A 25,973-nucleotide genomic window follows, 5' to 3' on the forward strand; every position below is an offset into this window, starting at 1 on the left:
CTCAGCCTCGATCGACTCCGCTGATGTGCAGTCCCGTGGCGAGCACGGCGCCGGGGTTGCGTTCGAGCTCGGGGTCGAGGATGGAGGCGACCGAGGCGACGGTGCCCTGGTCGTCATGGTCGTCGACACGCAGGGTCGCGATCACGCGCTGGTCGTCGTCGAAGAGCTGGAGCAGGGTGCCGGGCGCGGCCTCGCGGTCGAGCTTCAGGCGCAGCGCCTCGCCGAGGCGGAAGCGCCCCGGGATGCTCTGCAGGCGCCCCTGCACGAGCTGTTGCGGGTCGTCGCTGGCCGCGAGCAGCAGGCAGGCGCGCACCAGGTTGCGCATCGCGCCGTGCGCGGCGGCGGAGGCGTCGGCATCGAGCTGGCGGAACCACCAGGCGACGAGCTCGACCAGCGTGCGCACGCCGTTGAAGTCGCGCTCCTCCGCCTCGGCGAGGCCGGGCCAGCGCTCGGGGGCCTCGACGGCGAGCCGGTCAGCCTCGGCCGCGCTCGCCCAGTTCAGCCGGATCGAGGGAGAGATCGTGCGCAGACGCTCGAGCAGGCAGCCGGCGGCGGTATCCAGGCGCTGGTGCAGGGCACGCGCCGGGTCGCGCAGCTGTGGCGAGGGGATCGCGAGCAGGTCGTCGAGGGCGAGGATCGCGCCTGCCTGGCGCTGCAACTCGCCGAGTGCGCCGGCGCTGAAGGGGCGCGCGGCGATGTCGCGCACCAGGGCCCTGTTCTGCTGCACCAGGCCGGACAGCAAGGCGAGGCCGGCGTCCGGGGGGCGGTTCAGGCGCAGTGCGAGCTTCTGGCGGCGCATCTCGACCAGGCCGGCGAGGATCGTGCGCCCCGGCAGCAGGTGGCCGAGTGGCCGCAGGTGTGCCCAATCGGCCGCCGGGATGTCGTACACCGCCTCGATGAAAGGCGCGAGCGCAGCCGGCAGCGCGGTGTCGCGTCCTGCGCAGCCGGGCACGAGCTCGTCGGGGCTGCTCGGGCGCAGCTCGAGCGGGTCGGGCAGGCTGCGGCCGAGCGGGGTCTCGCGCACCTTCACGTAGAAGAGGCCTTGATGAGCCTCGATGATTCGCCGGCGCTCGGCGTGGGCGGCTTCGACCTCGCGCCAGTGTTCGGCCAGCAGGCGTTGTGCAACCGCGTAGTCGTCCAGGGTCTCGGTGCGTTCGCGCTCCAGGACGTCGAGCCGGCGAAGCTCGCCGGGTAGCTCGGCCTCGAGTGCGACCAGGCGGGTGCGCAGGTCCTCGAGCGCCTCCTGATGGCGGCGGCGCAGCGTGGTCAGGGCGCCGCGCAGCGCCTCGACCTGGCGGATGTCGTCGGCAACGACCTTGCCGGCATGGAAGAGCGCCGATTCGTCGTTGTGCTTGACGCCTTCGATGTCGTCCTCGCCCGGGCGGGGAAGGGCGAGGTCGAGTCGGGGGCGCAGCAGCACGCCCTCGGCGTTGTGCAGATCGGGCGCGACGAGCAGGCGGAAGGGACGTGCCTGGGCCTCGTCGTCGATGACGCCGAGCCGGCGCAGCTCTTCCGGCTTGAGATAGTCGTCGAGGAAGTCGCACACGCGGTCGATGAGCGATTTCGCCTGATTCTGGCGAGCGTTGGCCCTGGCGCGCAGCTCGAGGAGGTCGCGGCGCACGTTGAGGAAGCTGTCGTGCACCCGCTCGACATGCGCCAGCATTCCCCTGCCTGTGCTCGTTGCCTTGCTGAAGACCGGCTCGGTGAGCGGCTCGTCGGGCGCGGCCTTCGGCTGCAGGTCGGCGAGGGCGGCCAGCATGCCGGCGGAGATCGTGGCCTCGCCCCGGGTCGCGTCGGCGAGATCGACCGCGGCTGCCGTGCCCTTCGCGTCCACGAACTTGAGTTCGGTGAATGCGCTCGCGTCGGTGGTGAAGCGCTTGAGGATGTCGCTCATGACGGGTTCTCCGTGGGGGGCTTGGGCACGAAGTTCGCCTTCGCCGTCCACCTGACGAGCTGCGAACCGAGGCCGTCGCCCGGTACGCCGCCCGCAAGCGTGCTGAACGACACCGTCAGCGCGTCGAGTTGCTGGCGCTGCAGGCCGAGGAAGTCGCCGACCTCCTCGAGCAGGCGGAAGCTCTTGTCGAGCGCGGCCTCGAGGTGGCGGATGTCGGCGCGCAGCGCCTCGCGCCGGTGCAGCAGGCCGTTGCCGGCGGGCTGGATGTCGGGGACGGGCTGGTAGTCGTCCGGGGCGGGGTGGGGGTCGGCGAGGTGGCTGGCGTAGGGTTCGGGCAGCGCTGCCGTGCCCTCCGTGGCGAGGTCCGCGAGGGGATGGGACGTCGTGCCCTGCGGAGCGGGCCGCAGCGTCTTCGCGCGGTCGGTGACCAGCTTCGTGCGGTATTGCCCGGGCTCGGGGGGAGCCTTGGTGAGCAGCACCGGCGCGCGCAGCGCCTCCAGCTGGGCGCCGCTCAGACCGTGGAAGAGCGCATACCACCGCGCCTTCCACGCTTGGTAGGCGTGCGCCGCACGTTCGCCGCGGCGGAACAGTTCGTCTTCGAGCCGGGTGTCGCGCTGTGGCAGGTCGAAGAGGTCGCGGCGGTAGTCGAGATCGGGGATTGCCAGCAACAGGCGGAGATGTTCGCCGAGCCCGTGGATCAGGTCGACGGGACCGCGCCCGAGCTCGCCGACGACCACCTCCTCCACGGTGCCCGCCGGCACCGGCGCGAGCTCGACGCGCAGGTCGCCAGGCAAGAAGGCGAGGCTCGGGCTCCGCGCGGCGGGGTCGCGCAGCAGCGCGGCCGGGAGCGGGCCGGCAGCGGGAAGGAAATCGAGCCCGAGGAGTTCGTCGAGCGTCTGCGTCGCCACCGCGGGGAGGGGGGCGGGATGCGCGCGCTGCCAGGTCTCGAGCGTGGCGACGGCATGGGCGAGCAGGCTATGGGCGGCCGCATCCGGCTCGGCGAGCAGGCGTCCGGCGCACGCGTCGAACCAGACCGGCAGCTTGCCGACGATCTTCGCGAGTCCGAGCGGCACGCCCCCCGAGTCCGTGCGGAAGGGCGATTCGCGCAGCAGGCGGACGCCGATGCGGTTGGCGGCGCGCGCCTGCGGCATCGCCATCATGCGCGGGCTGCCCGCGATGCGCTGCAGGCCCAGCAGGCTGACCGTCTCGATGCGGCGCTCGCGCAGCGGATCCGGTTCGCTGCGGGTGCAGGGTTCCGCTGCGGTCGCATCGTCGATCTCCTCGACCGCGCTGCGGATGGTGAGCAGGAAGAGGCCGTCGCGCAGCGGGGCGTCCTGGTCGCGCTCGGCCTGGGCGACGAGCTCGCTCCATGCCTGGTCGAGCGGGTAGAACAGGCGTACGAGCTGGCCGGCCGCGCCGACGGCGAGGCCAGGCCCGACGCGTACGCGGGTGTCGGTGCCGGTGCCGAAGAGCGCGCACGCCAGGCCCTCGACGATGCCTGGCGCGAGGCTCGCCAGCAACGGTGCGATGCGATCGTCGACGTAGGCCTGCAGGCGCTCGAACTCGCGCTCGCCGAGCGCCCGCCCGGGGAAGAGGTTGATCCGGCGCGGGTCGTCCGGGCGTCGCTGCGGCTCGTGCAGGCGGATGGACGGTGGCGTGCGGGGCAGCAGGGCCGCGGCCGGTCGCGACGCGAGCGCGGCGAGGAGGCCGGGCGGGATGAAGGACAGGGTGGCCATGATTGCTCAACGCCTCGTGTGGGTTCGGGATGCGGCGCCCGGAGTGTCCATGGTCGTCAGCCGAGGACGCGTTTCCAGAGTTCGAGGAGCGCACCGGAAAGACCGAGGCCGGGGCCTTCCTCGAGGAAGAACTTCGCAAGATCGAGCTGACCGGCCGCGGCGAGGAAGTGGTCGCGAAGCTTCACGAAGACGGCGGGGTCGAGTCGCGCCAGCGCTGGCAGGGTCGGCCACAGCGCGGGGTCGAGGCGGCGGTCCGCCATGCCCACGATCTGCACTGCGGCGATGCGCGCCCGCGCGTCGGCGCCGATCAGCTTGTCGGCGCCGGTCGCGGCCTTGATGCCGGCGTCGTCCGCGCCGCGGGCCTGTGCGAGCAGCGCGAGGGGAAGCTGGGTGGCGAGGTCGCCGGCTTGCGCAGCCTCGCGCTCGAGCCTGCCGATGGTGGCCTCCGCGACCGCGAGCCGGGTGGAGAGCGCCGTGCGTTCCTGTTCCAGTGTGGCCGCCCGGGTGCGCTCGCTGCCGAGTGCGGCGACGAGCTCCTCGATGCGCGCCTCGAGGGTCTCATCGACCGGGGCGCTGGCGGTCTTCAGGCGCTCGATCTCGGCATTGGCGGCGTCGAGCGCGAGCTTCAGCGCGTCGATCCGGTCGCTCGCCGCCTCGAGCGCGTTGGCGAGGATGGCGGCGTTGCGGTCTTCGGCCTCGAGCGCGGCGATCTCCTTGCGGGCCGTCTCGAGCGCGAGCCCGAGGCGCTCCACCTCCGCGAGCAGGTCGTCAGGTAAGTCGGTGCCGGTTGCGGCGAGGGCCTTCTCGAGCTCTGCGATGTGCAGCCTCAGGCGCGCCGCCTCGTTCTCGAGCGTGGTGCGCGCCTGCGCGGCGGCGTCGACCGCTTCGAGGGCCGCATCGAGCCGTTCCTCGAGTGCTGCGACGTCGGGCGGCAGCGCGCTGCCGGGCGGCGGCAGGCTCGCCCCGAGGGCGAGTACCAGCGCGCTCACCCCGGTTTCCGCGGTGCGCGGCGGGCGGCGTACGTACATCAGCTCGGCCGGATCCGCTTCGGCCCAGATCGCGCGCCACACGTCCGCGTCGGTGTCCACGCGGTGGATCGGCGGGCGCGGGAGGATGCGCAGGGCGAGGCGGTCGAGGTTGGCGAGCCGCCCGAGGGCGCGCGGGCGGAACTCGGCCGGTGCCTCTAGCTGGCGGGCGCGCAGCGCGAAGGCGCTGTCGCTCATCGGCACGAGCACCATCACGTCGCAGTCGGCGTCGCGTTCGAGGTCGATCGGTGCGAGCCGGGCGGAGTCGGCGAGCACGGCGGCGAGCTCGCTGCGCCGCACCGGGGCGATGGCGACCTCGTAATCCTGCGGGAAGAACTGCTGGCGGCCGCCGACCGGGTCGATCGCTTCCTGCGGCAGCGGCCCCCAGGGGGGGAGCACGCGGAAATACTGACCGGCCGCGAAGGCTCCGCGCAGGCCGGCGCTGCGGCGCGCCGCGAGCACGGCCTGCATCAGCTCCTGATAATGCGTGGCGAGGTCCTGCTGGATCGCGTCGGGGGTGTTCGGCGGGCGCTGCGGCCGGCGCAGCAGGCCGCGGTCGAGCCACAGGATCCGTCCGCGCTCGACCGCGATGAGGCCGAGCGCGACGGCGTCGTCCGAGGGCAGCGCGAGGCGCTCGCCACCGGAGAGCAGCTCGCGCGCGAGGCTGGCGCGCACGGCGATCTCGTCCTGGCGTGGCAGCGGCAGCGGCAGCGGCATCAGGCGCAGCTCGACGCCCTCGGCCCATGCCGCGACATGGGGAACCCGCGCGGTGGAGAGGTCCTTGGGGAAGGCCTCGGCGACGCCATCGACGACCTGGGTGTGGGTCAGCGCGAGGGCGTGTAGGCCGCGTGCGGGGCCGCGGAAGCGGCCGTCGTTGAGGGTCGCGATCAGGCCGCTGTCGAGCAGGTCGATCCTCAGCGCGGTGTTCGAGAGTTGCAGCACGCGGCCCGAGGGCGCGATCGCGATCCCGGGAGAGACTTCCAGCAGGTGGCCCGAATGCAGGCTGGGTTCGAGGCCGCGCACGATGCCGGCGCCGAAGACCTGGCCGAGCTCGAGCAGGCGTTCGTCGAGGTAGATCTGGTCGCGTGCGAGGTCGGCCGCCTTCAGGAGCTGGCCGTCGAAGTAGTTCGTGCGCGACAGCAGGGGATCGACGCTGGAGATGCGCTCGCCGGCGGCGTTGCTCGTGCCGATCCGGAGCGGGGTGAAGTGGATGTTGGCCATGGCGGTTCCTTAGGCGCGGATCAGGCGAGCAAGCGCGACGGCGTTGAAGAGGAAGGGGCGCACGAGGTTGTCGATCTCGATTCGGCGCGGATTGACGATCAGGTCGGGATCGGGCGCGGGCGGCGCGAGGCGGATCGCAATGCGCGCGAGCAGGGTGCGAGCGAGTGCGGCCGGGTCGGTCAGGAAGGCCTGGCGTGCGACCAGGGCCCGGTTGTCGTCGCCTAGCGAATGCAGCAGGCGGGCGCCGAGCTCGAGCTGCGCGCGCGCGCCGCCGGTGGCGGCCTCGACCTGGGCGCGTTCGCGCTCGCCCAGCTTGTCCTCGATCTCGTCGTAGGGGCGGATGCGCGCGTGGGCGGCAAAGAGGTGCTCCTCGGCCGGAGCGTCGTCGGGGCGCTCGGCGACGAGCTCGAACAGCACGCAGTCGGCGACGCGGCTCGGCTGCACCGGATCGGTGCCCGCGTTGAGCTCGGTTGCGAGCACCGGCTGCAGGCCGCTCGCGCAGTCCTGATAGCGCATCGTGACCTTGAGCCACAGCAGGTTGTCGTCTGCTGCGTAGCCGTCGCGGATCAGCGCGTTCCAGCGCTCGGGCTCCTCGTGCTGGGTGGTGAGCCAGGCGCCGAGATCGACGCAGTAGGGCTCGGCCACGCTCAGCTCGCGTCCGAGGCCGTCGACGCCGATCCCGGGGCTCACCACCAGGCGCACGCGCACGTTTTCGGTGTCGTTGCCGGGATCCTTGGACTGCAGGCTCACGCGCAGACCCGCGACGGTGCCGGCGCCATGCAGCCAGTAGCCGTGGCGGGTGGCGCGGCGGCGGTGGTAATCCTGTTCGGCAAGCGTCGCCTCGATGCCGAGCAGCATGCCGGGTGCGTAGTTCACGCGCTTCAGCATTTCCTCGAAGCGGCCGTCGCTGGCGAGGCTCGTGTCGCGCTTGTCGTCGGGCTCGCTCATGGCCCTTCTCCTGTGTTGTCCTTCACGGTGCGTCCAGGACGGTCGCGTCGATCGGCACGGCGTGCTCGGGGTCGAGGGCGACCGGGTTGTGCAGCAGGTCACCGCGACCCAGCCGTGTGCGGTCGAGCACCACGGGCCGCGCTGGTGGCGAGGCTTCCAGCCAGGTGTCGATGCCCAGCAGCGGCGACAGACCCGGCACGAAGGGGTGCTCGCTGCTGCGGATCGCCCATTGCACGGTCGCGGGCACGAGCGCGGGCAGTGCGTCGCGCACGACGGCCGCGAGCCGTCGCGCCGGTCCGTGCAGGATCACCGTCATGCGCCGCGCGGCTTCTTCGAAGAAGCGTTCGACCACCGCGGCCTCGCCCTTCGCTTCGGCAACCTCCGGGGCGAAGAGGGCGAGGAACTCGCGGGCGAGGTCGTCGGACAGGATCAGGCTGTCGCCGACGAGGCTGTTGCCGGAAAGACCGGTGCCCAGGGTCAGCGGGTGGTCGCGGTCATCCATGTCCACACCGAGGATCGTTGCCATCGTGCGGCGCAGGCGGAAGTGCTCGACCGGGATCACCGCGCCCCGCGCCACCGCTCCATCGGTGAGGATGTCGAGCGCGAGCAGCAGGCCGCGGTAGCTGCCGTGGCTCTGCTGAAGCATGCCCTGCGCGCCCAGCCAGCGCCGGCGGCGTGCTTCCGGCCAGTGGGGCGGCAGCGTGGTGCCGAGCATCGCGGCGAGGCCGGGCAGGTGCGCCACGGGCGCGACCGCGGGGTCGAGCAGGATCTCGGCTGCGGCGATGCGGTCCTCGATCGGGGTCAGCAGACCCTCGAAACTCGCCAGCAGACGCTCGCGGAAGTCGGCGCCGTTCGCCTCTGCCTGGTTGGCCTCCGCGCTAGCGAGCGGACGCTCCTGCTGCTGGAAATGCTCGGGGAGGTAGTGGGTCTGCCAGGAGAAGCGCGGGTACTGCACGCGCAGCGCGAAGATCGCCGGGCTGTGGCGGCCGTCGCCGTGCATCGTGATGCGCAGGCGCAGATAGCGCCCGCGCACCTCGCGCACCGCGCCGCTGGCGCGCTGGATCAGCAGCTCGAACAGGCCGGAACGATCTGCGTGATCCCCACTCCCGGGTGCGCGCCCGGACGCGAAGGGTAGCTCCGACGACACCGCGGTCAGCACCGGCTGCGGCTGCGCGATCCACTCCGCGGGCAGGTTCTCGCGGTCGTCGCCCGCCTGCACGGCGAAATCGATCCGGCAGCCGGGGGGGATGCAGGCGTCGATGAAGATGCGGTCCCACAGCGTGTCGGGCATCGCCGAGTCGAGCGGCGTGCCCAGCGTGACCGTGCCGTTGGGCGCGAAGCGGGCCTGCGCGAGGCGGTAGAGCCGGACCGGGCCGTCTGCGCTCAGGGCGCGCGGCCGGCCGTCGCGGTGTCGCACGAAGCGGTCCGCGGCAGGCAGCGCTGCGGCGGGACGGCGCGGCCAGCGCTCGGGCACCAGCTCTGCGGCGGGCGCGTCCTCGCGCATGGAGATGAGCGGGCAGTCGCGCCGCGTTCCAGGTTCCGCGCCTTCGTCGATGGGCGGCAGGAGCAGGAGCCGGCCCTCGCCGGCCGCGGCGAGGTCGGTCGCGAGCGGCAGCCCGTCCGGCAGGCGCCGGATGTCGAAGCCCTCGCCCGGTGCGGCGCCGAGCGCACGCATGAAGATCTGCATGCGCGGGGCGTCCGCCGTGCTGTCGGGGGTTTCGCCGAGCACGAAGAGATGGTCTTCGTCGGTGCACAGCCCGAGCAGCCCGCCGTGGGGCGGCAGGGCCAGCGTCCACGCCAGGCGCAGCGGATCGGGATTGGTCTGCAGCGGCTCGAAGCGCTCGGGGCGGCCGCGGTAGGGCTGTGGCAGGGGCGCCCCCACGGCGAGGCCCAGCTGCGTCTCGCCGAGCAGCCACACGCGGTCGGTGCCGCTGGCGGCCTCGACCCAGGCGCGGCGCGGCGCGAAGGGCAGTGCGCAGCGGGCCTGCCAGCGCCGGCGCAGATGCACCGCGGTGAGACCATGCTGTACGCCACCGTCGCTCCACGGCAGCACGACCAGGCCGCTGCCGCCGAAGGCGAGGTCGGTGAAGCGGCCCGCCGGCGCATCGACCGGATCGAGCACCAGCACCTCGAGGGCGGAGGCATCGGCGTGCGTTTCGTCGAGCGTGGCGCGCACCGGCTGCCAGGTGCGTGGCGGCCAGGACGGCGCGCACTCCAGGCGCAGGCCGTCGTCCGACAGGCGACCGAGCTGGCCGTGGTCGTCGAGCATCCATGGCGTCGCCGCGAGCAGGCGCTCGCGTGCGCGCGCGGCCGCCAGGCGTGGCAGGCGCGGGGCGTCCTGGCGGGTCAGCGTGAAGGCGCGCTGCTCGTGGTCCCAGCTGCATTGCCGGCTCGTGTTGTGGAAGTCGGCCGCGCCGTCGAGGAGCAGGAAGCGGGTGCCGTTGCTGTTCATGGACGTGGCCTCGATCAGCACAGATCCGGAATCACCGGTACCGGCACCGGGCGCGGGCCGTCCGCTGCCGCGCCCGCCTCGGGTCCGAAGCCGCGCGGCGGGGCGGGGCGGTCCTCGCCGGCGCGGATGGAGACCGCCATCAGCTCGGGGAGTTCGAAGTCGAGCAGCGTAAGTGCCTGCACACCGGTGAGCTCGCGCCAGCTCGGCGGGTCCTGCTCCGTCGTCCGGTAGAAGAGGCGCAGCGCATTGACCGCCTCCACGCCCTCGACGCGCCCGGCCTGGGTGCGCAGCTCGTTGATCTCGACGGCCTTGCCGCGTGGCCAGCCCGCACCGCGCGGCCCACCCGGCGGCAAGGCCCACAGGTAGCGCAGCAGGGCGCGCTCGACCTCCGCATGGACCTGCTGCTCGCTCGTCGGATCGACCACCTCGAGCGAGAGTGCGAGCGCGATCGGTACGAAGCGTGGCGAAAGCACGTAGAGCTCGGTGCCGAGCATGCAGCGCGCCGAGAGGTACGCGTGCACGTCCGCGAGCAGCCCGGCGTTCGGACGCGGTGCGGCCGCCATCGCCTGCGGTGCCGGCGGCATCACGAACACGCTGACGACGCCGGGGACGTTGCGCCGCACCGCGGCGAGGCTTGCGCCGGGGAAGAATCCTGCCACGGCCTCGGCGCGCGCGACCGGGTTGATCGGGTTGTCGCGCGCGAGCACGGCGAAGTCCTCCGCCGTGACTGCCCGGTCGCGGTGGGACAGGAAGGCCGGGATGCGGCGCTCGGCTTCGTCCAGCGACTCGGCGTCGACGCCGCCGCGGGTCGGCCACTCGTGGCGTACCGCGAGCTTTTCGCTCGCGCCATGGAGTTCCCGGATGCTGCCGGGTGGAAGGTTTCCGCCGCTGCCGCCGCCGTGGCGGTAGAAGGCGGCGCGGATGCGGGCCCCGGCGGGCGGACGCATGCCGCGGACGCCGTCGCCGAAGTGCACGCTGCGGTCGGCGGAGTCGACGACGAAGACGGTGTCGTCGGGACCGCTGCCGGCGAAATGGGCGACCCGGGTCCAGGCGCGAAAGGCGCGTCGGGCCTCCACCTCGATCTCGACGCTGCGCTCATCCACGTCCGGGTCGGGCAGTTCGAGGCGCTGGTCGGGACGGCCGGTGCCGGCGCCGAGCAGGACGTCGCGCGCGATGCCCTGGCCGATCACCTCGACCGCGTTGAGGCCGAGGTAGCCGAGCGTGAGATCGGCCTCCTCCGCGCAGGACAGGCGCAGCCAGAACAGAAGCTGATCGGGGCGCAGGTCGGCGGGTGCCTCGGGCGGCGTGTCGCCGAGTCCGGCGAACTGGGGATCGAGGGCGCTCGTCGCGCGCAGCATCTCCGCGTCGCGCGGCAGGCGGAGACGTGCGACGCCGGTCCTGCGTCCGCCCGCCGAACTGTCGGCGACGACTTCGAGCGGGAGGTACTGCACCCTTTGCGGTGCATCTTCGGGGTCGGGCCACCATGCCAGCTCCCACGTCAGCCTGCGCGCACGCAGGCCGGTGGCGAGCCCGCCCTCCAGCTCCGTGTCCGGCGCCAGCCCGACGTTCAGGAGGACGCCACCGAGCGCCCGGCGCACGCGTTCGGCCTGCGTCGCCGGGGCTGGTCTGGCGAGGCAGATGCCCAGATGCAGTGCGCCGTCGCAGGTCCCGGCTGCGCTCGGCCGGTCGCGCCCGGGGTGCAGCGTCACCGGCCGGAAGGCGGCCGGCTCTACCCCGTACTGCGCGCGCAACTGGTCGAGGCTGATGCCCTCGGCGGCAAGCGCGGCCTCGTCGAGCCTGCGCTTGACGACGATGCGCAGGGTGAGTGGCGTGGGCTGCACCTCGCCAATGGTCGAGAAACTCGTCGTCCCCGCCTTGAGCAGCGCCTCGGGTGGAATCGGCAGCGGCAGCGCGTGCGCGGTCGAGTCGATGCTGACGATGCCGCTCGCCGGGCGTGCCGGGCGCAGGGGAATCTGCAGCAGGTTGAGGAAGGCCAGGCGCTGGCGGTCCGGAATGCGGTTGGCGCGATAAAGGATGGTTTCGGTGAGCCAGGCGAACAGATCCACCAGCGCGAACACCGGGTCGCCGGGCGCGAGCGGGGCGAGTTCCGGCACGTGGCGCGCGAGGCGTGCCTGCAGTTCGGCGACGAGTTCGTCGAAGCGGCGGTCGTCAAGGTCGGGGACGGGGAACGGCTTGGGGGGCGACATTTGTTCGGTTCCCTCAGGATTCGGGTGCGCGGCGGGCGTGGGCGAAGGCAGCACCCTTCGCCTGGCGGCGTCGAGACGGGGTGGGGGCGATCGACCGGCGTGCGGCGTGCATGGCAGTCATCCCAGGTCCAGCGCCAGTTGCAGCGTCTCGCGCCGCTCGTCGGCAAGCAGCCGGTAGCGCACCTCGAGGTTCACCTGCGACAGGCGCTCGGGGTCGGCCACGGCGCGCACCGCCTCGATGCTCACGCGCGGTTCCCAGCGCCGCAGCGCGCGCAGCGCGGCGTCGGCGATCAGCGCGCGCGTCGTCTCGTTGTTGGGGTGGTGGATGAAGCTGCGGATGCCGGCGCCGAACTCGGGCCGCATCAGGCGCTCGCCGGGGCGGGTCAGCAGGATGTTGAGCATCACTTCGCGCACGCTCGCGTTGCCGGTCTGCCAGTGCTGGCGGCCACCAGCGACCGGGCTGGCGAGGAGGGGGAAGCTCGTGAGCAGGGACTCCGGGGTCGGCATCGCGGTCTCCTCGTTGGTCTCACTTGCCCCGGAGCGCCTTCAGGCACAGGCGCGGCAGCGCGAGGAATACCCGCGGCAGCCAGCCGAGGAAGAGGTTCAGCAGGTTGATCACGACCATCAGCAGCATGGTCGCGCACAGCGTGATCGCCGGCAGGCTGAAGCTGAAGCTCCAGCACGCGCCGCTGCGGTTGCCCGGGCCGTTGCCCTTCATGTCGGCGTCCGGACTGATCTTGCGCAGCACGTCGGCGAGCGACTTGGGCGCCAGCATCGCCACGCCGCGCGGAAGCCCGCGCTTGAGGTCGTCGAGCGCGGGCAGGACCACCGTGGTCGGACGCTGCGCCTCGGGGTCGAAGGGCGAGGCGACGCGGAAGACGTGGCTGGCCGGGCCCCAGGCGACGCGCTCGCAACCGCACTCGTCGTGCCAGCGGATGAAGGGCAGGGCGGTGAAGCGGTCGTCGTCGCCCTGGCCGTAGCGCGGCATGGGCAGGCCGTCGTCGAAGCGCACCTGGGCGCGTGCCAGGCGCAGCCCGACCAGGCTGCGCAGGTTCTCGGCCTGCTGTTCGGAGAGCAGCAGGCGGTCCTTGCGGCTTCCGCCCGTGCCGTCGGGCAGCGCGGTGCGGCCGGCGACGAACTCGCCGCGGTCGATGCGGGCGAAGAACTCGACCAGGGCCGCCGCGCTGCGGTCCAGCCAGTCGAGTGCCGTGTCGCCGAATACCGGCACCCGTTGCGGGAAGCCTTCGCCCTCGACGAGGCAGACCTCGAAGTGGTGGAAGCGCATCTGGCCGAGCAGGGTGCGGAGGCCGGCGTTGTCGGGGTCGGTGGCGTCGTCGATGCGGAACTGCGCGACCAGGGTCTGCAGCAGCTCGACGAAGCCGACGCTGGCGACACCCTCGGTGACGACGAGGCCGTCGCCGTCCACCCAGGGCCTGGCGTCGCGGGTGCCGAGCGGCCATGCATGCTCCAGCCCGAAGTCGGGGGCGTCGCCGCCGTCGGTCTGCGGCAGCGGCGCCTCGGCCTGCACGCGGGCGCTGCCCGAGAGCGGCAGGTAGCCCCACAGCAGGGTGTGCTTGCGCTCGACTCCGCGTGCGTCGCGGCGGGTCGCCAGCAGCGTGTGCAGGGGGGCGACCTCCTCTCCGGAATAGGGCGGTTCGGGGAAGCGCACCGGCAGCAGCCCGCGCGCGCGGAGGCGGTGCACGTCGTCGGGGTCGTGATCGGGGATCCTGCCGTCGCGCCAGCCCAATGGCTGGCCGTCGGCGATCATCCAGCGCTGCGCCGAGCCGTCGGCCGCTACCCGGCGCACCACGAGGCCGGCGCCGAGGATCTTGCGCGGATCGAAGGCGGGGCCGCCTGCGGCCATGCAGCGCACCTCGGCGCACACGAGGTAGAAGCAGCGGTGCAGGGGCAGGCGCAGGGTCGGATGGGCGCCGAAGCGGCCGAAACGGTCGGCGCGGAACCATGGCTGCGCGGCAGTCCCGGTGAGCCGGCCAGCCTGGGCGTCGTTGAGGAAACGCGCGACGAAGTCCTCGTCGAAGTAGCGATGCAGGGTCAGCCCCTCGCCTTCGCCGGCGAAGAAGGGGGCGATGACCTGCGGCTGGTGGGGAGCCGCGGAGGGGGCGCCGCGGGCGGGACGCATCGGGCGCTCGGCGCGCAGGGCGGAATCGATGCTCACCATAGGTTCCCCGCTCCCGGCGAATAGCTCGTCGACACCACCGCGTTGCTGATCAGCGTGTCGCACTGCACGACGCCGGAGAACTTGCTCAGGCCGGCGTCGACCTTGACCAGGCCGGCGGAGATCGTGACCTGGGCGGCCTCGATGCTGACGATCCCCGAGCCGGTGAGCTTGACCGTGCCCGGCGCGATGTCCACCCGCTCGCCGCCCTGTTCGATCGTGACCTTGCCGCCGCCCTGGTCGGTGATCACGAGGCGGTTTCCGGCCGGGGTCTCGATCGTCACGCTCGGCTGCCGGTCGTCGAGCAGAACCTTCAGGCCGGCAGGGCTCTGCACGAGGTAGCGTTCGTCGACCGGGCGCGCGTCCTCGGGCTGGCTGGCGCCACCGCTCCACACCGCGCCGAGCACGATCGGCAGGTCGGGACCGACGAAGGCGATCACGACCTGTTCGCCCACGCGTGGCAGGAGGCTGACGCCGTAGCCGCCGCCCGCGCTCGGCACCATCACGGCGGCCCAGGTCTCCAGGCCGGTCGCCGCCAGGTGCAGCTTCACGCGACCGCGGTCTTCCGGGTCGTCGTTGTCGAGGACGACGCCGAGGTGCAGTTCCTGCAGCGGACCGGGGCTATGGCGCGACATGGCGGGCGCTTCCTCAGGGGGTCCAGTCCGGCCGTTCGACGCGCAGTCGTGTCGACAGGCCCTGGGTGTTGTCGAAGTGATGCCAGCACTCGGCGATGCGGTAACGTCCGGCGAGCCGCGGCGATACCCCGGTGAGTTCGAGCTCGCGCCCGACTCCCAGCTCGGGCGTGCCGGTGCAGACGATCTCGCCGTGGAGGAAGCGTCGTGCATCGCGGCGGAACGCGCCACGCGCGAGCGATTCGGCCTCGGCCTGGGTGCGCGGGAAGGGGTGGGGGCGTGGCGAGCGCCCCTCCCAGCCGAGCTCGGCCAGCGTCGTCGCGGCGCTGCGTCCGGGGGGGGCGGGCGCGAGTGCGGCGCTGCTGCCCTGGGTGCTGGAGTCGGTGGCGAGGTTGTAGCCGTGTGCGAGCACTTCCCGTGGCTGCTGGTTGAGGTCGGCGATGATGCGGATGCGGCGCGCGTTCGCTCCGGCGTCGATGCGGACCGGGTCCGGGTCCGCCTCCTCGGCGCGCGCGTGCAGGCGCCCGTCCTGGATGCGCAGCGGGATGTCGTGCGGGCCCAGCACGCGCAGCAGGAAGGCGAGGTCGCTTTCGTTGTGCTGCAGCCAGTCCGCACTGCCGACCTCGATGCCTACGTCGGCCTGCAGTCCGGCGTCGTCGGCGATCGCACGGACGACCGCGGCCAGGCCACGGTTCTCGAACACCCGGCTGGCGCGCCGGCGCGCCAGCCGGTGCAGCGCATCCTCGGCGAGGATCACGAGTTGCGGCGCGCCGTCGCCGTAACGCTCCTCCAGCGCGGTGATCTCGCCAACGAAGACGGCGCCGCTGGCGTGCTCCCCGAGGAGGATCTCGATGCTGCTGCCCAGGCGCAGATCCTGGAACGCGAAGTCCGGTGCCGCGCCTTCCCCCGCGGCCCAATTGACCACGCGCGCCTCGGCGCTCGCCATGCCGCTCGCGGGCAGATGCACCGAGAGCGCCTGCACCGCGGTGCCGAGCGCGGGGCGGTCGTCTCCATCGACGCGCATGCGCGGACGGACGCTGAGGAGCGCGGCGCTAGTCGATGGCAAGGCGAGCCTCCCGTTCGCCGGCCAGGGCAAGCAGGTCGAGCAGGGTGTCGCCGGGCGGACCGGCCGGTGGGCGCGCCTCGGTGGCCGAAGCTTGCGCGGGGTTCGGCTCGGCCTGCACCTCGGCGACGAGTTCGTCGATGATCAGCGGCATCAGGTGCCTCCAGTCGGAATCAGCAAGGCGCCCGGAACGGTGAAGCGCGGGTTGTCGAGGCGGTTGAGTTCGGCGATGACGCGCCAGTCGCGCGGATCGCGGCCGGCAGACTGCGCGGCACTCGCGGCATCACGGCCTTCGCCGCCGGCAGCGAAGCCGGGCATCGGGCGTGCGTCTGCACGCACCGTGGGGTCGAGCGCGAACTGGTAGCGGTCCTCCTTGAAGGTGAGGGCCAGGGTGGCGCGCAACGGGATGCCCTCGGGCGCGAAGAAGTCGAGGGTCTCCGAGTAGCTCGACAGCATTCCGGTGAACTGGAAGCTGCCCCACTGGAAACGGCAGCGCCCGGGGGCCCGCGGGCGGTTCGACCCGGCGTCCTGCGGCTTCATGAAGGTTTCGGCGATACGTTTGGTGAGCGTCCTCACGTCGCTGTCGGCGGCGACCGTCTCGCGATTCGCCCGGGCGTCGGAGCCGAGCTTCGCGGCCACGCTGGTGTCGAACACGAGCTCGACCGCGAGGGTCGATTCGCTCTTGTCGATGTATTGCGCCGCCGCGCCGCTGCCGCCGCTGCCTGCCCGGTTGTCGGCCTTCAGCGTGTTCGACAGGGTCACGCGCAGCGTCGCAGGGTTGAACTGGACGTCGATGTGCTTCGATTCGTCGGTCTCGACCTGGTCGCCGTTCATCGGGATCAGCTTGGCACGGGCGATCTGCGGGGCAGGCATGTCGTCGTCTCCATTCAGCCGCGCTCGAGCTCCAGCCCTTCGTGTACGAGCTGAAGCTCCTCGATCGCGACCTGGCTCGCGGTGGAGGACAGGTCGGGGCCCTTGAAGCGGGTCGGCAGGGCGTTCGTGATCCGCCAGCGCAGCAGCGGCTTGTCGGGGTCCTGCGGGTGATAGACGTCGATCGTGCCGGACAGGCGCAAGGCATGGTTGGACTGGCGCGTGCTCACGTCGAACCAGTTCCACAGGTCCGCCACCTCGGTGATGCCGCGCTTGAGGATGACGGGCGCGAAGCTCGTGGGGCCGGCGAGCTGCACCTCGCCCCAGTTGCGCCCGCCTTCCCGCAGGGTCTTGGGCGCCATGGTGGCCTCCAGGCCGCTGACCTCGCTGAAGGCGCCGCGGCACAGCAGCCGGCCGCCTTCGCCGTCGTAGAGCGCGACGCGGAAGCGGAAGGGGATGAATTCGCCGGCGGAGTCAGCCATCGATGGCCTCGATGCGGGTTTCCGTCACGGCCGCGTGGCGGTCGTGCAGGAAGGTCAGGCGCAGGTGGTCGATCGGGTAGGCCGGCGCGATCTCGATCTCGAACGCGATCGCGGAATCGACGGCCGGCAATTCGCGGATGCGGTAGGCGTGCTCGGGCTGCGCGCCGCGCAAGGCGCCGGCCTCGTGCAGGCGCCCGAAAAAGCCGCGCAGGGCGAGCTCGGGCCGCGGGTCGCCCGGATCGGTGTCGAACAGCAGCCGCTCGCCCAGGGCCTGCAGCTCGCGCCGCAGCCAGCCCATGAAGCGCATCACCTCGGCCGAACGCCAGTGCTCCAGCCCGCGTTGCGCCTTCGTCATGCGCTGCAGGTCGGCGCCGGGCAGGCAGGGCACGCATAAGGCCTCGTCGTCCACCTGCAGCCGGCCCGCGCGCGTCAGCACCACGGTCGCGCCGGGCGTTGCGCGCAGGGCGGTGGCCGCTTGCTGCGTCGGTGGCGGCCACGGCAGCGCCTTGCCGGGCAGCGGGCGCCCGGCGATCGAGCGCCAGGCGCCGTACCGGAGCGAGACCGCGGCCTGCATGCCGGCGATCAGCCCGCAGGCCGGTGCCAGCGGGCGGTCCGCGCTGCGCAGGTAGGGCCACAGCAGCTGCAGATGGCGCAGCTTGCCGGCCAGCTCGGCGTGCGGAGCGTCGTCCGCTTCGCCCGCGGGTTCCGCGCCGGCGTCGCCGACGATGCGGGCGACGTGGGCGAGGAAGCCGCGCGCGGGCGCGGGCAGCTCGTCCTGCGGCTGGTGGTCCAGCGGCAGGGTCAGCAGGCACTGCACGTCCGGACGCAGCCGCGCCAGCGTGCGCAGGATGGGCGGGACGATGTCGGCGGGCACGCGGGGCGTTTCAGCGGGCGGACGCTCGCCCGCGCGGCGGCGCTCGCGATGGGTGTCGTCGACTTCGGTGCCGCAGGGCAGGAACGCGGGCTCGGGGTTGGCCAGGCGCACGCGCGGCAGGTCCGGCAGGGCGTGCGGGATCAGCAGCCGCTCGAGGTCGGGGAGCGCGAGGATGCCGGCGCGCTCCACCAGCAGCGCGCGTTCGAAGGCGCCCAGCCCGGCGGGCTCGGCCAGGCTCGCGTCGGGGCGTGGCAGGAAGGCGGCGAAGCCCTCGGCCTCGGGCACACGGATCACCCACAGCGCGCGCGTGTCCTCGAAGCCGCGCTCGTCGGTGGCGAAGAAATCCTGCACCGCCATCGGCAGCCACGCCGCATCGCCCGCCAGGGTGCTGCGGTAGCCGCAAGCGACCGCGAAGGCCTCGGGGAAGAGCACCTGGAAGTGGCCGAGCGAGCGGATCGGGATCGGCAGCCGATACAGGGCGAGCAAGGCCTCGTCGCCGGCTTCGCCCGCGGTGGCGCCCGCCGCGAGGGCGCGCAGGCGCTCGACCTCCGCGCCGAAGCCCAGCGCCGCGATCTCGCCGAGCACGGCGGGGTCGCGCGCGAGCCTGTCCCAGCGCGCACGCCCGTCGAGCGAGGGGCAATGGCCGATCAGCACGACCTCGACCGGCGCCAGCCGCCGCGCCGTGGGACGTGCATCGAGCTCGATGCGCTTGTCGGCGAGCAGCACCGCCTCACTCCTGCTCGATGGTCTCGACCGAGAGGACCAGTTCCTCGATGGCGATGTCGCCGCCGCCCTTGGCGGTGAGCGTCGGGCCGGTCCACTTGATCGGCATCGCGCCGCGCAGCTTCCAGCTCACCACGGTGCCGGCGCGATCCTCGGATTGCAGCTTGACGACGATGTCGCGCTTGACCTGGGCGAGCTTGCCGGTGCGCCCGAGCTCGAGCCACTCGTAGAGGTTCTGCGCGCCGATCACGCCGCGCTTGAGGGTCACGTCTCCCGCCTTGTGGATGCCGGGTACCTTGCGCACGTAATTCACGCGGTCGTTTCCGGCACGGTACTCGGCGACCGTGATCTCGGCGTTGAGGCCCGAGACCTCGGAGAAGCCGGCCTGCACCTCTTCGCCTTGCCCGGGTTCGAGGTCGACGAGGAAGTTGAATGCCGAATACGGGGTTTCGCGAAACACGGCCATGACGATCTCTCCTTGTCTCAGGCGTCGGCGGTCTTCTGACCGATGCGGAAGATGACGAATTCGGCGGGCTTGAGCGCGGCGACGCCGACGAGGCACACCATGCGGCCGTTGTCGATGTCGTTCTGGGTCATCGTCGAGCGGTCACAGCGCACGAAGAAGGCCTCCTTCGGCGTGGCGCCCAGCAGGCGACCGTTGCGCCATTCGGCGAAGAGGAAGTCCTCCACGCTGGAACGGATGTTGGCCCACAGTGCCTCGCCGTTCGGCTCGAACACCGCCCACTGGGTGGATTTCTCGATCGAGCGCTCGAGATAGAGGAAGTAGCGCCGCACGTTGACGTACTTCCACTCGGGATCGCTGGAGAGCGTGCGTCCGCCCCACACGCGGTGGCCGCGTCCGGCGAAGGAGCGCAGGCAGTTGATGCCGTTCGGATTGAGGAGCTCCTGCTGGAAGGCGTTGATCTGCTGGTCGAAGCGCAGCGCACCCATGACGATCTCGTTCGCGGGCGCCTTGTGCACGCCGCGGTCGACATCGGTGCGCGCATACACGCCGGCGATGAAGCCGGCGGGCGGCACCGTGATGTCGCGCCGGGTGCGGGTCGGGTCGGGGATCACCACCCAGGGGTGGTAGAGCGCGAGGCGGGAGTCGTCGAAGTTGCCGGCGAAGGCGCGCAGCTCGCCGAGGCTCTGCCCGGCGCGCGCGTCCACGATGCCGATGCGGTAGCGCATGCGCCGGCAGTGCTTCTGCACCTCCATGACGACCGCCTTGTGCACGTCCTCGGCGCTGCCCGCGGCTGCGGGCGTCATCACGATGGCGACGTCCTCGACGTCCTCGAGCGCCTTCAGTCCGGTGCTGCCCTTGGTCTCGTCGGCTTCGCCGGCGTAGTCGATCGCGCCCGGCTCGTCGCCGTCGCTGCCGCCCTCGAGCTCGATCAGGTAGCGCGGTTCGTCGAGCGAGGCCTCGCCCGGGTCGCGTGCGGCGGGGGCGCAGATGGACAGCAGCGCGGCGAGGATCGCGTCATCGGTCGCGTTCGCGGCGAGGCGGCAGGCGACCGGCGAACTCAGCGCCTCGGCGCGACGGTCGGGTGTGACCGCAAGCCCGGCGGCGAGGCTGGTCGGCCCCGTGGCGGCGGTCGTCAGGCCGGGGTAGGTGCGGATCACTTCGCCGTCCTTGCCGCCGTTGCGCACATCGACGTCGAAGCTGCGCAGCACGAACAGCGCGCGCGCGGCACCGGGCGCCGCGGCGAGTGCGGCGAGGGGCAGCGTGACGGCTTCGGCGAGGCCCGGATTGAGCGCGGGTGTGGCCGTGAAGACCTCGCCCGCGGCATCCAGTGTGCCGCGCACTGCCTTGCGGCTGCCCCAGCCCGCACCGCCGGTGAAGGCGGCGAGATCGACGACCTCGGCCAGGCGCAATTCGGCCGGCGTGCCCGCCGCCAGTGCGCCGGATGCGGGCGGACGCGCGAACACGCGGGTGAGCCTCGCGCCGGCGGGCAGCTGGGCCGGGATCAGGCTGGTGATCTGGTTTGCCGCGAGCGCCGCGGGGGCATCCTCGTCGGCCCTCGACACGATCGTGGCGCGCCCGTCCTGGATCGCCAGGTTGGCGCCGTCGAGCCGGACGATGGCCCGCAGGTCGACCGGGAAGGCCGCGTCGTCGATCGGACCGGCTGCCTTCGCGGCGAGCGTCACGCCCCGCGCCTCGAGGAAGTAGAGCGCGCCTGCGCGCGCACTTGCCGCGGTCTCGCTGCGCAGCAGGTTCTCGCTGTCGCGCCAGCGCAGCTCGAGGGTGTACCGTCCCATCCGGCCCGGAAAGCGGCTGAAGAACCTCAGCGTGTTTCCGGCGTCGGCCTTCATGGCGGCACCGGGCCACACGCCGGCCGCGTCCGCCGCGAGGCCGTTGACGCCCTGCATGACGCGGGCGACGAAGAGCTGCTTGCCGCCGTTGTCGAAGAAGGCGCGCGCCGCGTGCGCGGTGTGGTTGAGCACGGCCTCGCCGTCCGCGCCGAAGGCCAGGTCGTGCGCGTCGCCGTAGATGCGTTCGAAGTCCGCGTAGCTCGTCAGCACCTCGGGGAGACCGCGGAGCGGGCCGCTGCGGGTGGGGCCCACCAGCGCGGCGACGCTGGTGCCGACCCCCTCGATGGATTTGTTGCGGAAGCTCGTCTCTTCGACAAAGACGCCTGGAGCGAGGTACTCGGGCATGTCGCTTCTCCTTCGTTGCCGGTGAGGCCTGTCCACCCGGCGGGTCAGGGAAACCGCAGGACGAGGGCTTCCCGTCCCGGGCTGGCCAGGGTGGCGATGCGCCCGGGCGCAATGTCCACCACGAGTTGTGTCTTGAATGCGCCGTCGCCGCTGCCGTTGCCGCGGATGCGCGCGACGGGGAGGGTGTCGGGGTTGGTGCCGGCGGCGGCGGCGCGCACCTCCAGCAGGCCGGGGTAGCTCGCCGCCGGGGCGTCCTTGGTGAGCGCCGGGAGCCGCTCGAGCGCCAGCCGGAACTCGCCGCGCGCGTCGCTCTGGGCGACAAAGTCGAAGGGGGGGGCCAGCGGCGGGGTCACGCGGAGCGCGAGCAGGGCCCAGGGCACCGCGCTGCCGTCCTCGAGTGCGGTGCGTCCGACGAGCCCGCCGGCGCGACCGAAGCGCGTGCCGAGCGGCGAGCGGTACAGCCGCAGCTTGTGAGCAGTGCGGCGACCGGCATCGAGCGCGAAACGACGCGGCAGGTAGTGCCCCGCGGGGTCGAGCAGTGCTCCGCTGAGCGCATAGAGCGGCTCGTCCGGAGGCTGCAGTGCCCCCGCGTCCGCTTCACCGTCGATCACCTGCCGCAGCCCGGCCGGCACGCGGCGCCACAGGGCCGTGCCGGTGTTCTTGTGGACCAGCTCGAGATCGGCAGGCGCGTCGTCGAACTGGATGCGGAACGCGCGCACGCACACCGGCCGCCGTGCTCCCCCTTGGGCGCCGCTCGCGTCTTCCCATTCGATGAAGTCGCTGGCATGCAGCACGAGGGTCTCGACGATCATCGCGCGCTCCCGTCGGGCACGTGCATCGGGAAGACGAGGGTCTTCACCGGCGGTCCCTCCTCGCGCTCGAGATCGGGGGCGAGACGCACGGTCTTTACCAGGTAGGGGGCGGACAGCCGGTAGTCGTCCGGCAGGCTGTCCCACAGCCGCATCAGGTCCTCGGTGCTCATCTCCTCCGGGAGCACCTGCACAACGTCCTCGGGCCCCCAGTCCGGATCCGCGAGGCTCATGTCGGCGCTCTCGAGCACGAGCCCTGCGCCGATGATCTGGATCGCGGCGGCGAGGTATTCGATCTCCTGCTCGGTGTGCGTGCACCAGGCCACCAGCAGCACGTGCAGATTGACCGGAAGTTCCGGGCGGGGAAGGTGGCGTCCCGGCTGCGGCGGAAGGTGGCGGTTGCGGCTGAAGGGATCGACCGAGATGCGATGCAGGTAGAGCCCCAGCGTGTCGGTGTTGGCCTGCGGCTTGCCGGCGAGCGTCTGCGAACCCAGGATCTCGACTTGCGGGTTGCCGCCGAGGCGCACGGCCATGCGGATCGCCAAGCGTTCCCGCAATGCCCGCAAGGCCGACAGGATTCCGAGATGCGACGCCACGCTTACCTCGCTTCGAGGCCGGAGCCTTGGGGGGACGGCGTTGCCGGGTGCAGATCACCGATCAGGAAGGGACCGGCCTGTTCTGCGATTCACTCTGAAACGTGGCACATCGCGCGAAGCGCGCTAAAGGACGAAATGTAAGTAAATGTTTTCAGAGCGGCCTCGCCCGGCCGGGACCTGCATCCGGGCGGGCGTTCGTGCCCACGGCCGGGAAGGTGTCGCGCCGCGGCCGCGCGAAGCTTCAACCGGCTCCGCCGGTGCTGCGCCAGGCGACCTGAGCAAGCCGGGCCCCGAGCCGAGGCTGCAGGCGCACGGTGACGTCGGTTTCGCCCTGGGCGGCTTGACGATCCTGCTCGAGCCGCTTGCCGGACCCGGCGGCGGCCCGGACCAAAAGGCAGGGCGTCATCGCGCCGTGCTCGGGGAAGCGCACTAAGGCTGCCCGCGCAGAGATCGTCGAGGAGCGGCCCTGCCGGCACGATGCCCGTCGGGTTCAGCGCCCGGATGGAGTAATACCCGGCCTTGATGTGATCGGCTCGCGTGCTGCCGGCAAACGCGGGCAGCGCCAGCAAGCGGCGCAGGTAGGCCATCATGTTCGGATCGGCGGAGAGGGGGCGCAGGTCGATGTCGTTGTGTGCCAGGGCGCCGAAATCGCTGTTCAGGATCTGCAGGATGTCGGCAGACTCGTTCTTGACGATGGTGTGGCGCGACCGGTCCCGCAGTACGGGCACGGTTGCACGTCCCGTGTAGGCCGGGTCCGCGCGGGGGTACAACTCGTGCATGTGATGCGCAGCCTTGACGTCGTCGAGGTCGTTGCCGAGTTCTCCGCTGAAGGCCCAGCCCTGTCCGGCGGATGGACTGTTCCGCCGAGCGCAACGATCGCGGCGATCTGCGCGGCCTCACCAGCCCGGCGGCGGCGCGGCGAAGCGTTCGGCGAGGAAGTCGACCAGCGCGCGCACCTTGGGCGGGACGAACTTGCGCGTCGGGTACAGAGCATAGATGCCGAGCGTGACGGATCGATATGCGGGCATCAGCTCCACCAGCGCGCCCGCCGCCAGATCTTCGGCGACCAGGAATCCGGGCTGCAGGATCACCCCTTGGCCGGCGAGTGCCATCGCGCGGCAGGTGTCGCCGCTGTTGGTGTGTACGGCGGGTCTCGTGCGCACGCTCACGCGCCCGTCCGGTCCGTCGAACTGCCACTCGTCGCCTCCGGACCAGTAGCTGTAGGCGATGACCGTGTGGCTGGCGAGGTCTGCCGGCAGCCGGGGCGCGCCATGGGCTGCCAGATAGGCGGGCGCGGCGCACAGCACGATGCGCGTGCGGGCGAGCTGCCGGCAGACGAGGGTGGAACTGGGCAGCGCAGCGATCCGGATCGCGATATCGAAGCCTTCCTCGACGAGATCGACGGTACGGTCCGCCAGCGTCACCTCGAGCCGCACCTGCGGGTGCAGGTCCCGGAACGCGCCCCACAGGGGCGCGAGGTGCCGGATGCCGAAGGTGACCGGGGCGTTGATGCGCAACAGCCCGCGTGCCGCGCCACTGCGCGAATGCAGCTCGGCTTCCGCTTCCTCGAGCCCGGCGAGCACTTCCCGGCTGCGGGCGTAGAAGCGTTCGCCGTCCTCGGTCAATGACAGGCGCCGGGTGGTGCGGTGGAGCAGGCGCACACCGAGTCGCGTCTCCAGTTCGCCCACATAGCGCGAGGCGGTCGCCTTCGACAAGCCGAGCGCCTCGGCCGCGCCCACGAAGCTGCCGGCATCGACCACCGCGCAGAAGGTCTGCATCTCGACAAATCGGTCCATTGTCTCTTCATGTGGAACAGTTTCTCGTCTGGATGGCTGTTTATCTCAATCGCGATGGCCCGTAAAGTGTTGCCATGGTCAGTTCATCGCAACAGGACGCCAGACCCGCACAAGGCGACGGAACCCGCGGAGAAACACCATGACGCCTGGCCCGCTCGAGCGCCTGTTGCCCACCTACGCCGGCTGGGCCGCGCACGCGCTGCGTATCCGGGCCCCCGGGGGCCCGGGACGACAGCGGCCGGTCGGCCCGCGTCATCGCCGTCCATCTGGAGACCTCTGATGCAAATGCTGCCTACCCTGTTCGTCTCGCACGGCGCGCCCACCTTCGCGCTCGACCCCGGCCTCGCCGGCGCGAATCTCGCCACGCTCGGCCGCCGGCTGCCGCGTCCGCACGCGGTGCTGGTGGTGTCGCCGCATTGGATGACGCGCCAGCCGCAGGTCACGCTGTCGCTTCGGCCCGCGACCATCCACGATTTCGGCGGCTTCGATGCGACCCTCTACACGCTGCAGTACCCGGCCGAAGGCGCCCATCTCGCTGCGCGCCGTGCGCTCGAACTGCTGCAGGCGGCGGGTCTGCCCGCCACCCCGAATGCCGATCGCGGCCTCGACCACGGTGCCTGGGTGCCCCTGTCGCACCTTTACCCCAAGGCCGACATCCCGGTGTTTCAGGTGTCGCTGCCGGAATGGCTCGACGCCGATGGCGCCTACGACTACGGGCGGGTGCTCGCGCCGCTGGCCGGCGAAGGCGTGCTGATCGTGGGCTCGGGCAGCCTGACCCACAACCTGTACGAGTTCCGCCTCGGTGATCCACGCGCCCAAGCCTATGCAGCGGAGTTCGCGCACTGGGTGCGGGACGCGGTGCTGGCGGGCGACCACCCGCGCCTGCGCCAGGCGCTCGAGATCGCACCGCACGCCCGCCGTGCGCATCCCACCGCCGAGCATTACCTGCCGCTGCTGGTGGCCGCCGGCGCGGCGGCGCAGGCCGTGCCCGCGAGCGTCATCGAAGGGGGCATCGTGCATGGCGTGCTGTCGATGGATTCCTTCCTGTTCGGTACCGACCTCGCCGCGATGAAGGGTGCCGACGCGAACCAGGCATTGCCCGACTGAGGCGCGACCATGTCCGATCAGGATCTCATCGTTCAACAAGCGTCCGCCCCGGCGGCGCGCTTGATCCTGCTTTTCCATGGTGTGGGATCACGCCCCGAGGATCTCGTGCCGCTCGGCCGCCTGCTCGCCGAGGCCGACCCGGGCGCCTGGGTGGTCAGCGTGCGCTCACCCGACCCCGGCGACCTGGGCGGCGGCTGGCAGTGGTTCTCGGTACGCGGGGTGACCGAGGACAGCCGCCCGGCGCGTATCGCCGAGGCCATGCCATCGTTCGTGCGCCAGGTGCGCGACTGGCAGGCGAGGGCAGGGGTGGATGCCGCCGCCACCACGCTGGTCGGCTTCTCGCAGGGTGCGATCATGGCGCTGGAGTCCACCCAGTTGCCGGAAACGGTCGCCGCGCGCGTCATCTCGATCGCCGGCCGCTTTGCCTTGCCACCACGCGTGGCGCCGGCGAACACGCAGGTGCATCTGCTGCACGGCGAGCAGGATCCGGTGATCGATGCGCGCTACAGCCTGATGGCCGCCGAGACGATGCAGGCGCTCGGTGCGGCCGTCAGCGTCGAGCTCTTCCCGGATCTGGGGCATGGTGTGGATGCTCGTGTCGCCGGTCGCGTGAAGGCCTTGGCTGCCTGAGTGGCCCGGCTCTGCTCCATGGAGCATGGATGCGGTAGCGAACAGCGTGTCCGGAAACGAAAAAACCCACCGCT

Annotated in this window: 22 protein-coding genes; 2 read left to right on the forward strand and 20 right to left on the reverse strand. The window is 72.1% G+C overall.

The genetic code is table 11. The features are described from left to right. Nucleotide 1: 1 nt before the first annotated feature. The 20 genes from ACZ5PP_RS00985 to ACZ5PP_RS01080 form a co-directional block, all read right to left on the reverse strand. Complete coding sequence (locus ACZ5PP_RS00985) at nucleotides 2-1,894, reverse strand: hypothetical protein (RefSeq protein WP_004323128.1); 1,893 nt, start codon at nucleotides 1,892-1,894, stop codon at nucleotides 2-4. After that, complete coding sequence (locus tag ACZ5PP_RS00990) at nucleotides 1,891-3,630, reverse strand: hypothetical protein (RefSeq protein ID WP_043742444.1); 1,740 nt, start codon at nucleotides 3,628-3,630, stop codon at nucleotides 1,891-1,893. Before ACZ5PP_RS00990 ends, ACZ5PP_RS00985 begins: the two co-directional genes overlap by 4 nt. Before the next feature lie 56 nt (nucleotides 3,631-3,686). Then, nucleotides 3,687-5,876, reverse strand: a complete 2,190-nt coding sequence (locus tag ACZ5PP_RS00995) for a coiled-coil domain-containing protein (protein WP_004323131.1) — start codon at nucleotides 5,874-5,876, stop codon at nucleotides 3,687-3,689. 9 nt (nucleotides 5,877-5,885) lie between these two features. Next, nucleotides 5,886-6,824, reverse strand: coding sequence for a hypothetical protein (locus tag ACZ5PP_RS01000; protein WP_004323132.1), 939 nt, complete (start codon nucleotides 6,822-6,824; stop codon nucleotides 5,886-5,888). 22 nt (nucleotides 6,825-6,846) lie between these two features. Further along, nucleotides 6,847-9,276 (reverse strand): hypothetical protein, encoded by a 2,430-nt coding sequence (locus ACZ5PP_RS01005; protein ID WP_276657367.1) that lies wholly within the window; start codon nucleotides 9,274-9,276, stop codon nucleotides 6,847-6,849. 14 nt (nucleotides 9,277-9,290) lie between these two features. Next, nucleotides 9,291-11,483 (reverse strand): putative baseplate assembly protein, encoded by a 2,193-nt coding sequence (locus ACZ5PP_RS01010; RefSeq protein WP_464826598.1) that lies wholly within the window; start codon nucleotides 11,481-11,483, stop codon nucleotides 9,291-9,293. Nucleotides 11,484-11,600: 117 nt separating this feature from the next. Beyond that, nucleotides 11,601-11,990: a GPW/gp25 family protein gene (locus tag ACZ5PP_RS01015; RefSeq protein WP_004323173.1), complete on the reverse strand. Its 390-nt coding sequence runs from the start codon at nucleotides 11,988-11,990 to the stop codon at nucleotides 11,601-11,603. 19 nt (nucleotides 11,991-12,009) lie between these two features. Continuing rightward, nucleotides 12,010-13,662: a hypothetical protein gene (locus ACZ5PP_RS01020; protein ID WP_464826599.1), complete on the reverse strand. Its 1,653-nt coding sequence runs from the start codon at nucleotides 13,660-13,662 to the stop codon at nucleotides 12,010-12,012. After that, a complete protein-coding gene (locus tag ACZ5PP_RS01025) occupies nucleotides 13,656-14,294 on the reverse strand; it encodes a phage baseplate assembly protein V (protein ID WP_273421845.1) in 639 nt (212 codons plus the stop codon). Before ACZ5PP_RS01025 ends, ACZ5PP_RS01020 begins: the two co-directional genes overlap by 7 nt. Nucleotides 14,295-14,307: 13 nt before the next feature. Continuing rightward, nucleotides 14,308-15,357, reverse strand: coding sequence for a phage late control D family protein (locus ACZ5PP_RS01030; RefSeq protein ID WP_012585234.1), 1,050 nt, complete (start codon nucleotides 15,355-15,357; stop codon nucleotides 14,308-14,310). After that, nucleotides 15,344-15,508 (reverse strand): hypothetical protein, encoded by a 165-nt coding sequence (locus tag ACZ5PP_RS01035; RefSeq protein ID WP_004323177.1) that lies wholly within the window; start codon nucleotides 15,506-15,508, stop codon nucleotides 15,344-15,346. Before ACZ5PP_RS01035 ends, ACZ5PP_RS01030 begins: the two co-directional genes overlap by 14 nt. Next, complete coding sequence (locus ACZ5PP_RS01040; protein WP_004323179.1) at nucleotides 15,508-16,227, reverse strand: CIS tube protein; 720 nt, start codon at nucleotides 16,225-16,227, stop codon at nucleotides 15,508-15,510. The genes ACZ5PP_RS01035 and ACZ5PP_RS01040 overlap by 1 nt, the downstream gene beginning before the upstream one ends. A 14-nt stretch (nucleotides 16,228-16,241) precedes the next feature. Then, complete coding sequence (locus ACZ5PP_RS01045) at nucleotides 16,242-16,706, reverse strand: phage tail protein (RefSeq protein ID WP_004323182.1); 465 nt, start codon at nucleotides 16,704-16,706, stop codon at nucleotides 16,242-16,244. Continuing rightward, a complete protein-coding gene (locus ACZ5PP_RS01050; protein WP_012585235.1) occupies nucleotides 16,699-18,306 on the reverse strand; it encodes a hypothetical protein in 1,608 nt (535 codons plus the stop codon). Before ACZ5PP_RS01050 ends, ACZ5PP_RS01045 begins: the two co-directional genes overlap by 8 nt. Before the next feature lie 4 nt (nucleotides 18,307-18,310). Continuing rightward, a complete protein-coding gene (locus tag ACZ5PP_RS01055; protein WP_004311674.1) occupies nucleotides 18,311-18,769 on the reverse strand; it encodes a phage tail protein in 459 nt (152 codons plus the stop codon). Nucleotides 18,770-18,786: 17 nt separating this feature from the next. Then, complete coding sequence (locus ACZ5PP_RS01060; RefSeq protein WP_464826600.1) at nucleotides 18,787-20,961, reverse strand: phage tail sheath family protein; 2,175 nt, start codon at nucleotides 20,959-20,961, stop codon at nucleotides 18,787-18,789. A 44-nt stretch (nucleotides 20,962-21,005) separates the two neighbouring features. Further along, on the reverse strand, nucleotides 21,006-21,773 hold the full coding sequence (locus ACZ5PP_RS01065; protein WP_004311671.1) for a hypothetical protein: 768 nt from the start codon (nucleotides 21,771-21,773) through the stop codon (nucleotides 21,006-21,008). Continuing rightward, a complete protein-coding gene (locus ACZ5PP_RS01070) occupies nucleotides 21,770-22,303 on the reverse strand; it encodes a Pvc16 family protein (RefSeq protein WP_231570620.1) in 534 nt (177 codons plus the stop codon). The genes ACZ5PP_RS01065 and ACZ5PP_RS01070 overlap by 4 nt, the downstream gene beginning before the upstream one ends. A gap of 152 nt (nucleotides 22,304-22,455) precedes the next feature. Continuing rightward, nucleotides 22,456-23,145, reverse strand: coding sequence for a glutathione S-transferase family protein (locus ACZ5PP_RS01075; RefSeq protein WP_222702385.1), 690 nt, complete (start codon nucleotides 23,143-23,145; stop codon nucleotides 22,456-22,458). A gap of 117 nt (nucleotides 23,146-23,262) precedes the next feature. Beyond that, entirely contained in the window at nucleotides 23,263-24,162 is a 900-nt protein-coding gene (locus ACZ5PP_RS01080; RefSeq protein ID WP_012585237.1) for a LysR family transcriptional regulator, read from the reverse strand. Between the two features lie 279 nt (nucleotides 24,163-24,441). On the opposite strand from ACZ5PP_RS01080, the gene ACZ5PP_RS01085 reads away from it, so the two are divergent. Both ACZ5PP_RS01085 and ypfH read left to right on the forward strand, forming a co-directional pair. Then, nucleotides 24,442-25,269 carry a dioxygenase family protein gene (locus tag ACZ5PP_RS01085; RefSeq protein ID WP_273421836.1) on the forward strand — a complete coding sequence of 276 codons (828 nt, stop codon included), beginning with the start codon at nucleotides 24,442-24,444 and terminating at the stop codon, nucleotides 25,267-25,269. Nucleotides 25,270-25,278: 9 nt separating this feature from the next. After that, the gene (gene ypfH / locus ACZ5PP_RS01090) at nucleotides 25,279-25,899 is read left to right on the forward strand and encodes an esterase (RefSeq protein ID WP_374615974.1); all 621 of its coding nucleotides are present in this window, start codon (nucleotides 25,279-25,281) and stop codon (nucleotides 25,897-25,899) included. Nucleotides 25,900-25,973 lie beyond the last annotated feature (74 nt).

Source organism: Thauera sp. DNT-1 (assembly GCF_055393985.1).